The sequence below is a fragment of the Flavobacterium sp. KACC 22761 genome (assembly GCF_034058155.1).
Classification (GTDB): domain Bacteria; phylum Bacteroidota; class Bacteroidia; order Flavobacteriales; family Flavobacteriaceae; genus Flavobacterium.
In genome coordinates, this window is record NZ_CP139148.1 from 1,714,098 (window position 1) to 1,727,008 (window position 12,911).

Below are 12,911 nucleotides of genomic sequence, written 5' to 3' on the forward strand. Positions count from 1 at the left end.
AAATAATTAAAAGAAACAGGACATAAAAAGTCCTGTTTCTTTTCACTAATAATATTTGTTATGTATAAAAAAATAGTACTAATCTCAATGCTTCTTTTTTTATTTGTATCCTGCAAAAAATCAGAAGAGAACACTGCTGTAACTCCAAAAGACAGTACGTCCACGGTTGCAACAAGTGGCGACCCATTGCCAAGCTGGAACGACGGCCCTTTAAAAAAAGACATTATTGCTTACGTTGAAAAAGTAACTAAAGAAGGAAGTCCAGATTTTATTCCAGTAGAAAATAGAATTGCCACTTTTGATAATGATGGAACACTTTGGGCCGAAAAACCTCTTGCTCAAGAATTATTTGCTTTTTACCGAGTTAAAAAAATGGTCGAAGCAAATCCTGAATTAGCAAAAAAGCAACCTTTTAAAGCGGTTATCGAAAAAGACAAAACCTATTTTGAAAAAGGAGGAGACAAAGCACTTGTTGAGCTAGTTGCGGCAACACACACCGGAATGACAGAAGATGAATTTGAAACTTCGGCCAAAGACTTTTATGCTGGTGCAACATATCCTGGAAAAAATGTTCCATTAAAACAAATCAGATACCAGCCACAATTAGAGCTTTTAAATTATTTGCGTGCAAATGGTTTCAAAACTTTTATTGTAACTGGAGGAACGGTTGAATTTGTACGTGCTATAGCTCCGGATTTTTACGGAATTCCAAAAGATCAGGTTGTTGGAACTTCTTTCAAATACAAATTTGACGATGCTAAAAATGCAGTGGTAAGAGAACCGGCTTTAAATCATTTTAATGATAAAGAAGGAAAACCTGTTGCAATACAATTAGAAATTGGACAACGTCCTATTTTTGCCTGCGGAAACGAAGGCGGGGCAGGAGATCTTGCCATGTTGAGATATTCTTCGGGAAGCAAATATCCATCTTTTCAGTTAATTGTAAACCATAACGATTCTATAAGAGAATACAATTATCAGGAAAAAGATAATCTTTCGTTAAACACTGCTGCAAAATACAAATATCATGTTGTAAGCATGAAGGACGACTGGAAAAAAGTTTTTGCCGATAAATAATTGGAGTTTCATCAGAAATCAAAGCCTATTATAAATCTTTAAAAGAATTATTATGAACCGCACTAGAATATATTTCGCAGCAAAATTTTTATTCAGTATATTTTTAATTCTTTTAAATTTTTCAGCTTTCGCACAAGAAGAGAAAGCAGGAGCGAGTGCTCAGGAACTTGCTGACAAAATGGCAAATCCTGTGGCAAGTTTAATTAGTGTTCCGTTGCAAAATAATCTTACTTATGGAATTGGTGCTTATAACGGATCAAAATATCAGATTAATATACAGCCCGTTGTTCCTTTTAAATTAAGTGAAAATCTGAATTTAATTACGCGTTATATACTTCCAGTCGTAGATCAGCAGGATGTGACAGGAGAAAACACACATGAGTTTGGATTGAGCGATGCAACCGTAACCGCTTTTTTTGCTCCTAAAACTAAAGGAATTATCCTCGGAGCTGGTCCTGCTTTTTTAGTGCCAACTGCGACAGAAAAACTTTTAGGAACAGAAAAATTCGGAATTGGACCCAGCGTTTTGGTCATGCATCAAGGAAAAGGACTTTCTATAGGTTTTTTGGCCAATCAAATTTGGTCTGTTGCAGGAAATGCTGATCGTGCTGATTTTAATCAGTTTTACACGCAAATATTCTTAACGCATAGTTATAAAAGCGGTGCAAGTTTAGGGATTACTTCAGAAATTACTCAGAATTGGCAAGGAAATACAACACTAATTACTGTTAGTCCAAATGTTGGTGCAATTACAAAATTAGGAGGTCAGACGATGCAATTTGCAGTTATGCCTTTAATTCCTGTTGTTGGCCATTCAAACATAAGACCAGATTGGGGCTTAAGAGCAGTGGTAGCGTTTATATTTCCGCAATAACTTTAGCTTAGCTTAAATATCTCTCGCAAAAAAAAATACTTATGGCTCTGTAGCTATTTATTTTGGTGGAATAGCTCCAGCTGAAAAAGAATCAAATTGGGTTCCGACAGCTCCAAAAGGAAAACTTGGAAAATGGGAGATTTAACAGAAGTAAAATAAATCACTCGAATGGCAGAAAATGAAACAGATAGTGCCGAAAGTTTTTTTGATCGATTAGCATCAAAAGCAGAACGCTATGACAATGGTGCGGCGATCAGGAAAGAAGTGCCTCGTTCTTCACATCAGGAATGGACACCTCCTGACGATCGTGAAGATCCAGTAACTATTTTATTAAAAACCAGTATTGGAAGAATTGAAGATTTACTTCCTATTCGATATAGAAGAATGATTGAATCGCCTTTTGCTTTTTTTAGAGGTGCTGCGGCAATAATGGCGGCAGATTTAGTCAATACACCAAATACAGGAGTGAATTTACAGCTTTGCGGCGATTGTCATTTAATGAATTTTGGCGGTTTTGCAACTCCAGAACGCAAGTTGGTTTTTGATATTAACGATTTTGATGAAACATTTCAAGGACCTTGGGAATGGGATGTAAAAAGACTGGCAACAAGTTTTGCAATAGCCGGAAAATGGCGAAAATTTTCAACAAAAGACTGCAAAGCATTCGCATGGCATGTTGCCGATAGTTATAAAAGACATATGCTGGATTATAGTAAATTATCGGCACTTCAAATCTGGTATGCTGATATTGACTTAACGGAGCTTATTGATCTTGGAAAAGATGAAGAATTGAAAGAATTTCAGCAGAAACGAATAAAAAAGGCAGCCGAATCTATCGCTCATGAAAAAGAATTTGCAAAAATGACGTATTTAGATGGAACTCGTGCCAAAATAAAAGATGATCCGCCCTTGATTTATCATCCATCTAGAGATGAAGTTAGTTATGCAATGCGAGAAGCCAAACAGGTTCACAAAAGATATGTCGAATCATTGCCAGAAGACAAACAGATATTATTGAGCCGATATACAATGCATGATTTTGCCATAAAAGTTGTAGGTGTAGGAAGCGTAGGAACGCTTTGTGGTATCAGTTTATTAATGTCGGCAACAGGAGAGCCTATTTTTTTGCAATTTAAAGAAGCTAGAAAAAGCGTGTTAGAATCAAATGTAAAAATCAAGGCTAAATATTCGCATCAAGGCGAGCGAATTGTAATGGGACAAAAATTAATGCAATCAGCCCCAGATATGTTTTTAGGCTGGACTAATGATGATAAAGGAAAGTATTTTTATATCCGTCAGCTTCGCGATGCTAAAATAAAACCGGTCATTGAAATTATGAAATCTGAAAACATGGAAGATTACGCAAAAGCCTGCGGATGGGCACTCGCAAGGGCACATGCACGATCTGGCGACCCGTCGATTTTATCAGGTTACATTGGAAATAACAATGAGTTTGCCAATGCAATTGCTAAATTTTCGATGTTATACGCACATCAAAATGAATTGGATTACAATAAAATGGTCGAAGCTGTTAAAGATGGCCGATTGCCAATTTCAGCAGAAGTATAATTGACGAAACTTACAGGTTCAAATTAAATAAAAGAGATTTTAAAAAATCAAAACTTCAGAGATGAAATTCATTAGACATCATAAGTAAGATTTTTTGCAATAAACTATGTTAATTAAAGAAAATAATATACCTTTAGGTTATATTAAAGTGTTGTTTAATAGTACTTTGTGTTAATTTAACACTGAATTTACATTGCTTTAATGCCCCAAAGATTTATTTTGATTTTAATACATTCAAGTTAAACTAATTTAATTATTAATTTAAATACCACAACAATGAATATTAAAAGAACAAATCTTCACCTAATTCCGTTAGTTTTATTGGGATTATTTTACAGTTGTTCTCCTACTGTAAAAGTCACCACTGATTATGATCACGCAGCCAATTTCAGTCAATACAAAACTTTTACAGTATATGATTTGAAAGCTCAAGAAGGTCAAGTAAATCAATTAAATGTGGATCGTGTTGCAAAAGCCATTCGTGCTGAAATGACTGCCAAAGGATTTGTCGAATCTTCTGATAATCCAGATTTAAAAGTAAATGCAGTTTCTATATTAAAAAACAAAACTCAAGTTACAGCCGATACTAATTTTTATGGCTATGGCGGAATGTATCGCCCATACGGATATTGGGGCGGTGGCGCTATGATGGGCGGTGGTACTACAACATTTAATTCATACGATTATGTTGATGGTTCGCTTGTAATTGATATTGTTTCTACTAAAACACAAAAATTGGTTTGGCAAGGAATTGGAAATGCTCAAATTGACAGCAAACCAGACAATCCAGAAGAATTTATTGCTGGTGCAATTAAGAAAATCTTAGAAGGCTTTCCCCCAGGTCTCGCTAAAAAATAACTTATAAATTTATTTCTATAAAAAGCCAAAATACTTATCTGGTCGTTTCCAGATAAGTATTGCTTTATCGGTTATGGTACATTACTTTCTTTTAAATTTTTAAGAGAAAGGGCAATTATTAATTTATTAAAACAACTAATATATGCTTGATATAGTACTCTCTCTTTTCTTTTTTATGGCTACAATGATAGGTCTTGCAACATCATTCATGGTGTTGTTTTCTAAAAAAAATTATTCCAAGAGTTTCTTTTTAGGACTGTTTTTGTTTAGCCTAGCTGTTGTCAGTGTATATAATTTTTATTTGTCGGCAAACGTGCTTAGTTTTTTCCCCGATTTCTTTATGATCACGAAATCTTTTATGTTTTTGGTAGCGCCTTGTGCTTTTCTGTATATCCGAAATTTATTGTTTACAGAACGTATCTTTCAAAAATATGATTGGCTTCATTTTGTGCCTTTCCTTGTTTATTTTGGATTGACATTTTGCGTTTGGATTGGAAATTTTGCTGATTTTCCATTGGCACAAAGCATTTCAGATAAAATCAAAAGCCCATTTTCAATGTTAAGCTTGTCGATTTGGCTTATTTATGCATTTTGCCAAACCATGATGGTTTTAAATTATGATTTAGAAAAATTCAAAAAAAATCATTTAAACCGAACAAAAATTTTAAACTGGATACGAGTTTATAATTTGATGATATTGTTTATGTTTTCAGCACTTTTTGTGCATTATTTTTTAGTAAGCAGCGTTTATACCGTTGATTTGTCTTGTTATGTTTTAATTTCATTTGTGCTGATCTTCACAGTGGGTTGGCTTTACTTTAATCCTAATATATTTTATGATTCAGGCACAAATGAGATTAACGATAACCTTGAAATTATCGAAGAAAAATTATTGCTAATACAAGAAAATGAAGCAAAAAATGTGTTGCCGATTGTAAAAGATCTAACAATCGAAAAAAAACAACAATACGTGCAACAATTGGAAGAAATTTTTGCATCAAAAGAACTTTTCCTTAAAAAAGATTTGGTCATCAGAGATATTGCTGACGAAACAGGAATATCGGTGCACCATCTTTCGAATTTAATAAATTCTGAATTTGGACTTCATTTTCAAGACTACGTAAACTTGAAAAGAATTGAATATTTCAAAGAAAAAATTAACGATCCAGAATGGAAAGACCTTTCTCTTGAAGGAATGGCTTGGGGATCTGGCTTTAAATCGAGAACAACTTGCTTTAGAGCTTTTATCAAACACACCGGAAAATCACCTTCAGAATATTTTAAAGTGACCAGAATGAATCCAGAAAAACGCATACAAATTATCTGAAATCCTATTCAAACTGATTGAATTAGTTTATAGACATAATGTCAAGCCTAATTAATTTAAAATATTAAAACAATGAAAACGAAATTAGATCAGTATAGAAAAATCCAGAAATCAGGTATTGTATTTTCAATCTTAATGATGTGTTTTTCGGGAAATGCACAACTTAAAGGAGGGCACATCCTTGGTTCTTCTGGATTGCAGTCAGGAACGCAGGCTCCAGAAAATATGCTGACCGTATATGTGCCTGGATATTTTTATGAAGCAGGTTCTTTAAGGAATGCTGATGGAGACAAATCTATCGCAAATCCAGATATTAATATGTTTTTAACTGGTGTGGGTGCAAATTATGTGACTGATTTTAAGATTCTTGGAGCAAATTATGGGGCGACTCTTTTGGTAGCTTTTGCATCAAATACGATTCAAGGAAGTTATGTAGATTCAAAAAGTTCTTTTGCTTTTACTGACATGCTTGTACAGCCCATTCAATTAGGCTGGCATCATAAAAGAGCAGATTTTGTTTTTAGTTATCAATTGTATCTTCCTACCGGAAAATATGAGTTCGGAGGCAGTGACAACAGCGGATTGGGAATGTTCATGAACGAATTTTCAGGAGGAACGACTTTGTTTTTTAATGACAAAAAAACAACTCATTTCTCGATTTTGGCCGCTTATGAAATCAATGGCAAAAAGAAAGATACTAACATAAAAACGGGAGATATTTTAAGTATCGAAGGAGGTTTAGGCAAAACTTTTTATACGATGAACGCCGAGAAAACTGCGCCAACTGGAATTTTTAATGCGGGATTAATATATTATCTACAGTATAAAGTATCAAATGATGAAATACCGGCAGGCACGTTGCTTTTGGAGCCGCATAAAGACAGAGTTGGAGCTTTGGGCGCTGAGGTAAATTATTTTCATATTGGGTGTAAAACGACAGCAGGACTGCGCTGGGTTTCAGAGATTGGAGCTGTTAACAGATTTCAGGGAAATACTTTTTTTGTAACACTTGCGCATGTATTTAGTTTTCAAAAAGAACAACCGAAATAATTAATTTTCTATTTACAGGTAAAACATATTTTGCAATGAAGAAAAAGGCTCTTTTTGATCGAATTAGTATTTGGAAAACGAGATTAATTATCGCTGTGTTTCTCTTGTCCTATACCGGAATGTTTTCGCAGACAACAACAGCAACAACAGCACAAACGCCCAAAAATATGCGTTTTAAAGATTCTCTTGATGGCGCTGTCGATTTAAGTAATTTCCTGATCTACGCAAATGGATTTCTTGTAGTTCCTGCTATTATTTCTGAACCGGCTTTAGGAGGATTTGGAGGAGCTTTGGCACCTATTTTTCTTAAGAAACATGCTCCAGTAATAGATGAAGACGGAAAAAAACGTTTTATAAATCCAGATATAACGGGAGGACTCGGAATGTACACGGCCAATAATAGCTGGATGGCAGGGGCTTTTCGTTCGGCAACATTAATAAAACCAAAAATATTATATCGTGTCGCAGCGGCTTACGGAGACATTAATTTGTCTTTCTATGCTAATAATTTGCCTTCTGGAAATGATCAGGAATTCAAACTAAATTTTAGGTCTAGCATTTTTTATACACAATGGTTAAAGCAATTTAAAAATGCAAAATGGAGTGCTGGCCCGCAATATTTGTTTTTAAATTCTAAAATAAATTTGCCAGACTTTAATCTTCCGCCTCCGTTTGTTAAACCTGGCGACATTAACAGTACGGTAAGTCAGTTAGGAGGAGCGCTTCAATTTGACGGTCGCGACAATATATTTACACCAGATAAGGGAATACGCATTCAATCAGATTTCTTTTGGTCAGACAAAGGAATCGGAAGTGATTATAATTCTTGGCGTGTCAATTTATCAGCAATAGGTTATTATCCAATAACAGACAAATTAATAGGTGGGCTCAGGATTGAAGGAGAGCAGGCGTTTGGGAGTCCGCCTTTTTATTTAAGACCCGGAATTAATTTACGAGGAATTCCAACGGCTCGTTATCAAGGAAAAACCAGTATTGTAAACGAACTGGAGTTTCGCTGGGATTTGTATCGAAGATGGAGTTTAATGGGATTTGGCGGTCTTGCAAGTGCTTTTGATGATTGGGATCAAGCTTTTGCCAAACCTGTCGTTTATAGTTACGGAACAGGTTTTAGATATTTAATAGCCCGAAAGTTTAAACTGAGAATGGGAGTAGATGTTGCAAAAGGAAATGAAGATTGGGCTTATTATATTGTTTTTGGAAGCAATTGGATGAGGTAAAATTTTTTGATAAAAGTAACAAAGTAACAAAGTAAATAGTGAAACTCCCGACAGTTATTGTCGGGAGTTTGTTGTTTATTTCTTCCAGTTATAAAGCATTTAAAAAAAAGTGATATTTTAAGAAAAAATTACCTAATTACCTGAATTGAAAAATTATCTAATTAGAAAAACAGATTACATTATTTGTAAGGTTTTAATGCTTAATAAAAATATTGTATAAAAATTAACGAAAAAATAATAGTTTTTTTAACTGATATTTAATTGATTTGTAACAAAAATAAAATTAGACGACTGATAAGTCAACTTATTTAAATCTTTTGATTATGTATAAAAATACAATGAAATCAGTTTTTGCTGCATCTGCATTTTTGATTGGAGTAGGCGGCTGTTTTGCGCAAGACATTTTAGTAAATTCATTAAAGTTGAATGCAAGTGATAAAAGTAAAGAGAACTTTAAATTCACTGAAGTGGTTAACTTAGGGACAACATCAGTAAAAGCACAGGGATCTTCGGGAACTTGCTGGAGTTATTCGACAAACTCATTTTTAGAGTCAGAAATGATTCGTTTAGGAAAACAGCCAGTAGAGTTGTCTCAAATTTACTCAGCGCGAAATGTGTATGTTGAAAAAGGAATCAATTATGTTCGTATGCATGGTGCGATCACGCTTGGCGATGGTGGTGCATTGCACGATGTAATCAATATGTATAAAAAATACGGAACTGTTCCAAGAGAAGTTTACACAGGATTAAACTACGGAACAGACAAAAATAAGTTTGCTGAAATGGCCGCGCTTATCGAAGGAGTGCTTTCAGCAGTAGTTAAAAACCCAAATGGTGAATTGACGCCAAACTGGCAAAAAGCATACGCTGCAGTTATTGATTCTTATTTAGGAAAAGTGCCGGAAAACTTTAACTACAAAGGAAAAAACTATACACCGCAATCTTTTGCTAAAGAAGTTGTGGGAATTAATCCAGATGATTATGTAGAAATGTCATCGTTTACAAATACGCCGTACTACCAAAAAACGACGATGATGGTGCCAGACAATTGGTCATTGGATCAAGTTTACAATGTAAAATTGAATGATATGACAGATGTTATTGATAATGCTTTGAAAAAAGGATATACAGTAGCTTGGGCAACAGATGTTAGTGAAAAAAGCTTTAGCTGGAAAAATGGTGTAGCTTATGTTCCAACGAAAAAATTCGATGACATGACCGCTGAAGAAAAAGCAGACATGTTCAACGGACCAAAACCAGAACCAGAAATTACTCCAGAAATGCGTCAAGCAGCGTTTGATAACTACACTACAACAGACGACCACGGAATGCATATTATTGGTATTGCAAAAGACCAAACTGGAAAAGAATATTATATCGTGAAAAATTCTTGGGGAGAAACCAACGACTACAAAGGTTTCTTGTTTGTAACTAAGAATTTCGTAAAATATAAAACTACAGCATTATTAGTAAACAAAGGCGGAATTCCTGCTGAGATTGCAAAGAAATTAGGGGTTTAATTTTATTCCGATTTTAAAAATAGAAAAAGCGCTACAAGTAATTGTGGCGCTTTTTTTTATGCATTTTTTGGCTTAAAATGTTTAAAAACCGTATTTAAACGTCTTTTAAGGTTGTTTGTGGGTTAAATAAATATAAAAAGCGAACTATAACTACCTTTGTACTAGATTTTTATAATTGACAACAACTTAATCCAGTTATCATGAAAAATTATACAGAAATTTTTGTGACGATTATTTGTGTTGTTCCTTTTAGTTGCTTCGCGCAGCTTACAGCCTCAAAAACTCCTGTTATTGCGGCGGCTGGAAAAGCACAAGTACAAACAGACAAGAAAGCAGATGATGGTCTTGTTATAGAAGCTTACTATGTTGAAGAAACAATTAATATGACTTTTGGCAGAAGAGTTACAAAATATGAAGTTTCAAAACTAGATATGGTTAACACATACGATCTGGGCCCAAATAACACTAGAACTGTAACTCCAATTTACAGAAAGCCTAAATTAAAACAAACAGAAGTGCCATTGATGTCAAAAGTGGTAATCGACATTCCTGACGAAAAAGTAGAGCCGGTAAAAGTTGCAGTAGCGCGCCCAGCAGAAACTGCAAAATACATTGATATAGATATTTCAAAAACGTATGGTAAAGTGATCGATAAAGGCTATAAAAACGCTGATATGCTCAAAAAAGTAGCCGACAAATCCTATTTTGAAGATGACATGGAATCGGCGGCGAAATATTATGCTGAATTGATTGAAGTAACCAAAAATCTAGATCCAATCTATTATTATCGTTACGCCGAATCATTAAAAGCAATCAATCAGCCAGAAAAAGCAAATGAGATGATGGTTTTGTTTGAAAGTAAAAACTTAAACAATAAAGTAGCTAAGCAATAAAAAGAAGCATGAAAAAATAACTTTACATTATAAGCAAAAAAAAGACGATCATTTGATCGTCTTTTTTTTTTAAGCTCCCCCTCTTGGGCTCGAACCAAGGACCCTCTGATTAACAGTCAGATGCTCTAACCAACTGAGCTAAGGAGGAATCACCTTAAAGGTAAATATGTTTGCTAAAAAAAGTTGCTCCCCCTCTTGGGCTCGAACCAAGGACCCTCTGATTAACAGTCAGATGCTCTAACCAACTGAGCTAAGGAGGAAAGTGTTGCTCTTTTTAGCGAGTGCAAATATAATCGATTTTTTAGTTTCTCAAAAATATTTTCACTCTTTTTCTTAATTTTTTTTTCTACTTCGTAATTGCCTTATAAATATCGTTTCCGTTTGCGAACAAAAGCAATGCTATAAGTAGTACAAACCCAACCATTTGGGCGTTTTCAAGGAATTTATCGCTTGGTTTTTTGCCACTAATAATTTCGTATAATAAAAACATCACATGACCGCCATCAAGAGCCGGAATTGGCAATAAATTCATTACTCCAAGCATAATTGACAATAAAGCGGTGATTGACCAGAAAGTTTCCCAGCTCCAAGTATCAGGAAAAACATTGTAAATCGCGGCAAAACCACCTACTTGTTTGTAAGCTTTTGTTTCTGGATTAAAAATCATTTTTAATTGTTTTCCATAACCTACCAAACGATCTTTACCTTTCGCAAGTCCAACAGGAATAGATTCCAGAAAAGTATATTCTTTAGTACTTACTTTGTAGTATCCTAGTTTTTCTAATGATTTGATGTCTAAACCACCAGCAACAACACCTAATGTTCCTTTTGCAGAAACCTTAACTGTGATTGGAGTTTGTTTTAAATCACGCAAAACAACAGCAGGAATTGTTTTTCCTTTATTTGCACTTAAAATTGATTTAACCTGATCATAATATTTAGCTTCTTGTCCATTTAATGTAACAAGTAAATCTTTTGGTTTAAGCGAAGTGTTTTGCGAATCATCTTGAATGCTTCCAATGACAAAAGGCATTCGGGTATCGATTAGAAGACCTTTTTCGTGTTTAGATAACTGATCCACAAAATCAGTTGGCATTTTGATGGTTTTCTGTTGTCCGTTTCTTTCAATTAAAATTTCTTTCGCTACAATAACCTTCGAATTGATATCATTGTCAAAATTTTCAATCTTTTGTCCATCAATAGAAATAATTTTATCTCCTGTATGTATTCCAATTTTTTCAATTGCAGGATTAGTTACCCACACACCATCTTTCAAGTCAGTGTTTGCAATGTATGTATCGCCATAAACAAAAGCCATTCCTATATAAATAATAAAAGCCAAGATAAAGTTTACGGTAACACCGCCAAGCATAATAATCAAACGCTGCCAAGCCGGTTTAGAACGAAATTCCCATGGCTGAGGAGGCAAAGCCATTTGTTCTTTGTCCATACTTTCATCGATCATTCCAGAGATTTTCACATAACCACCAAGCGGAAGCCATCCAATCCCGTATTCTGTTTCGCCGATTTTCTTTTTTAATAGAGAATATTTAACATCAAAAAACAAGTAAAATTTTTCGACTCTGGTTTTGAATAATTTAGCAGGGATAAAATGCCCTAATTCATGAAGAATAATAAGTAAAGATAAACTCAATAGAAATTGAGAGAGTTTGATAACTATATCCATTTTATAATTTTAGTTCGTATTTAACGCACAAAAGTAACGTTTTAAAATTTAATTTAAGACCGCAATATAATACTTAAGGTTTTAAATGTTTGTTAATAATTAGGCTTAGTTTTTTTTAAAGTAAAGCTGGGCTTGTTTTGTACTCTTAGTATTAGTAATCTATTCAGTCTGAATGTTACAAATGTCTTATTCTGATACTTCTAAAACTTATAAAAAGCATTTTTTGAAAAAATCTATTTTAAATTCCATTTTTTAAAAGGGAATTACCAAACTGATTGTTTAATTGATTTTTAAGTGACATGAATTTTATCAAGCAAATCGAAAGAATGAAAAAGATTCACAAACTAATTTGTGGAGAAAAAACAGGTGCGCCAATTGCTTTTGCTCGAAAACTTCATTTAAGCAGAAGCCAACTCTATAATGAATTAGAGGTAATAAAAGAACTTGACGCTCCCATTAAATACTGCAAAAAACGAGAAACTTTTTATTACGAAACTCCATTTGAATTAGTGTTAAGTTATTCGTTCAAAATAATTAAAAATGATGAATCTAAAGAGATTTTTGGTGGCACAAACCTCCGTCCAATTTTATTAGACGGAAGTATGATAGGTTTGCTATAACAAAATACTTGTCTACAAAATGATTTTGTTGAAATTTATTAATTAACCATTTAAATTTTTAATGTTATGAATTTGGAAAAAATGAATTTAGTTGAGCTAAATGCTCAGGAAGTTGAAGAAATTGAAGGAGGTTTTCTTTTAGAAATTCTTGCAGGAATTATCATCGGTGCGCTTGCTTATTTATTAACGACGTAAAAG

At 34.0% G+C, this 12,911-nt stretch carries 12 protein-coding genes and 2 tRNA genes; 11 read left to right on the top strand and 3 right to left on the bottom strand.

The annotated features are described in order from the left end of the window. Positions 1-60 precede the first annotated feature (60 nt). The 9 genes from SCB73_RS07525 to SCB73_RS07565 all read left to right on the top strand — a co-directional run bounded on the left by SCB73_RS07525 (position 61) and on the right by SCB73_RS07565 (position 10,406). Positions 61-1,077, top strand: a complete 1,017-nt coding sequence (locus SCB73_RS07525) for an HAD family hydrolase (protein WP_320569447.1) — start codon at positions 61-63, stop codon at positions 1,075-1,077. A gap of 52 nt (positions 1,078-1,129) precedes the next feature. Continuing rightward, on the top strand, positions 1,130-1,951 hold the full coding sequence (locus tag SCB73_RS07530) for a hypothetical protein (protein ID WP_320569448.1): 822 nt from the start codon (positions 1,130-1,132) through the stop codon (positions 1,949-1,951). A gap of 168 nt (positions 1,952-2,119) precedes the next feature. After that, positions 2,120-3,520 carry a DUF2252 domain-containing protein gene (locus tag SCB73_RS07535; RefSeq protein WP_320569449.1) on the top strand — a complete coding sequence of 467 codons (1,401 nt, stop codon included), beginning with the start codon at positions 2,120-2,122 and terminating at the stop codon, positions 3,518-3,520. 276 nt (positions 3,521-3,796) lie between these two features. Next, complete coding sequence (locus tag SCB73_RS07540) at positions 3,797-4,378, top strand: DUF4136 domain-containing protein (RefSeq protein ID WP_320569450.1); 582 nt, start codon at positions 3,797-3,799, stop codon at positions 4,376-4,378. Between the two features lie 142 nt (positions 4,379-4,520). Beyond that, complete coding sequence (locus SCB73_RS07545) at positions 4,521-5,705, top strand: helix-turn-helix domain-containing protein (RefSeq protein ID WP_320569451.1); 1,185 nt, start codon at positions 4,521-4,523, stop codon at positions 5,703-5,705. Between the two features lie 72 nt (positions 5,706-5,777). Then, on the top strand, positions 5,778-6,755 hold the full coding sequence (locus SCB73_RS07550; protein ID WP_320569452.1) for a SphA family protein: 978 nt from the start codon (positions 5,778-5,780) through the stop codon (positions 6,753-6,755). 35 nt (positions 6,756-6,790) lie between these two features. Continuing rightward, positions 6,791-7,993, top strand: coding sequence for a BamA/TamA family outer membrane protein (locus SCB73_RS07555; RefSeq protein WP_320569453.1), 1,203 nt, complete (start codon positions 6,791-6,793; stop codon positions 7,991-7,993). 323 nt (positions 7,994-8,316) lie between these two features. After that, positions 8,317-9,513 (top strand): C1 family peptidase, encoded by a 1,197-nt coding sequence (locus SCB73_RS07560; protein ID WP_320569454.1) that lies wholly within the window; start codon positions 8,317-8,319, stop codon positions 9,511-9,513. A gap of 200 nt (positions 9,514-9,713) precedes the next feature. Beyond that, positions 9,714-10,406 carry a hypothetical protein gene (locus SCB73_RS07565; RefSeq protein ID WP_320569455.1) on the top strand — a complete coding sequence of 231 codons (693 nt, stop codon included), beginning with the start codon at positions 9,714-9,716 and terminating at the stop codon, positions 10,404-10,406. A gap of 74 nt (positions 10,407-10,480) precedes the next feature. Here SCB73_RS07565 and SCB73_RS07570 read toward each other — a convergent pair. The 3 genes from SCB73_RS07570 to rseP form a co-directional block, all read right to left on the bottom strand. Next, positions 10,481-10,554: transfer RNA gene (locus SCB73_RS07570), tRNA-Asn, on the bottom strand. Between the two features lie 38 nt (positions 10,555-10,592). Beyond that, positions 10,593-10,666: transfer RNA gene (locus SCB73_RS07575), tRNA-Asn, on the bottom strand. Between the two features lie 86 nt (positions 10,667-10,752). Beyond that, a complete protein-coding gene (gene rseP / locus SCB73_RS07580; RefSeq protein ID WP_320569456.1) occupies positions 10,753-12,093 on the bottom strand; it encodes an RIP metalloprotease RseP in 1,341 nt (446 codons plus the stop codon). A gap of 326 nt (positions 12,094-12,419) precedes the next feature. Between rseP and SCB73_RS07585 the strand changes: the two genes are divergently transcribed. Together SCB73_RS07585 and SCB73_RS07590 are read left to right on the top strand one after the other, a co-directional pair. Next, positions 12,420-12,713, top strand: coding sequence for a hypothetical protein (locus SCB73_RS07585; protein WP_320569457.1), 294 nt, complete (start codon positions 12,420-12,422; stop codon positions 12,711-12,713). A 66-nt stretch (positions 12,714-12,779) separates the two neighbouring features. Continuing rightward, entirely contained in the window at positions 12,780-12,908 is a 129-nt protein-coding gene (locus SCB73_RS07590) for a class IIb bacteriocin, lactobin A/cerein 7B family (RefSeq protein WP_320569458.1), read from the top strand. Positions 12,909-12,911: the final 3 nt, after the last annotated feature.

What these genes read in the sequence shown, in the direction of transcription:
- SCB73_RS07525 (WP_320569447.1), top strand. Translation starts at nt 61, where the DNA reads ATGTATAAAAAAATAGTACTAATCTCAATGCTTCTTTTTTTATTTGTA.
- SCB73_RS07530 (WP_320569448.1), top strand. Translation starts at nt 1,130, where the DNA reads ATGAACCGCACTAGAATATATTTCGCAGCAAAATTTTTATTCAGTATA.
- SCB73_RS07535 (WP_320569449.1), top strand. Translation starts at nt 2,120, where the DNA reads ATGGCAGAAAATGAAACAGATAGTGCCGAAAGTTTTTTTGATCGATTA.
- SCB73_RS07540 (WP_320569450.1), top strand. Translation starts at nt 3,797, where the DNA reads ATGAATATTAAAAGAACAAATCTTCACCTAATTCCGTTAGTTTTATTG.
- SCB73_RS07545 (WP_320569451.1), top strand. Translation starts at nt 4,521, where the DNA reads ATGCTTGATATAGTACTCTCTCTTTTCTTTTTTATGGCTACAATGATA.
- SCB73_RS07550 (WP_320569452.1), top strand. Translation starts at nt 5,778, where the DNA reads ATGAAAACGAAATTAGATCAGTATAGAAAAATCCAGAAATCAGGTATT.
- SCB73_RS07555 (WP_320569453.1), top strand. Translation starts at nt 6,791, where the DNA reads ATGAAGAAAAAGGCTCTTTTTGATCGAATTAGTATTTGGAAAACGAGA.
- SCB73_RS07560 (WP_320569454.1), top strand. Translation starts at nt 8,317, where the DNA reads ATGTATAAAAATACAATGAAATCAGTTTTTGCTGCATCTGCATTTTTG.
- SCB73_RS07565 (WP_320569455.1), top strand. Translation starts at nt 9,714, where the DNA reads ATGAAAAATTATACAGAAATTTTTGTGACGATTATTTGTGTTGTTCCT.
- rseP (WP_320569456.1), bottom strand. Translation starts at nt 12,093, where the DNA reads ATGGATATAGTTATCAAACTCTCTCAATTTCTATTGAGTTTATCTTTA.
- SCB73_RS07585 (WP_320569457.1), top strand. Translation starts at nt 12,420, where the DNA reads ATGAAAAAGATTCACAAACTAATTTGTGGAGAAAAAACAGGTGCGCCA.
- SCB73_RS07590 (WP_320569458.1), top strand. Translation starts at nt 12,780, where the DNA reads ATGAATTTGGAAAAAATGAATTTAGTTGAGCTAAATGCTCAGGAAGTT.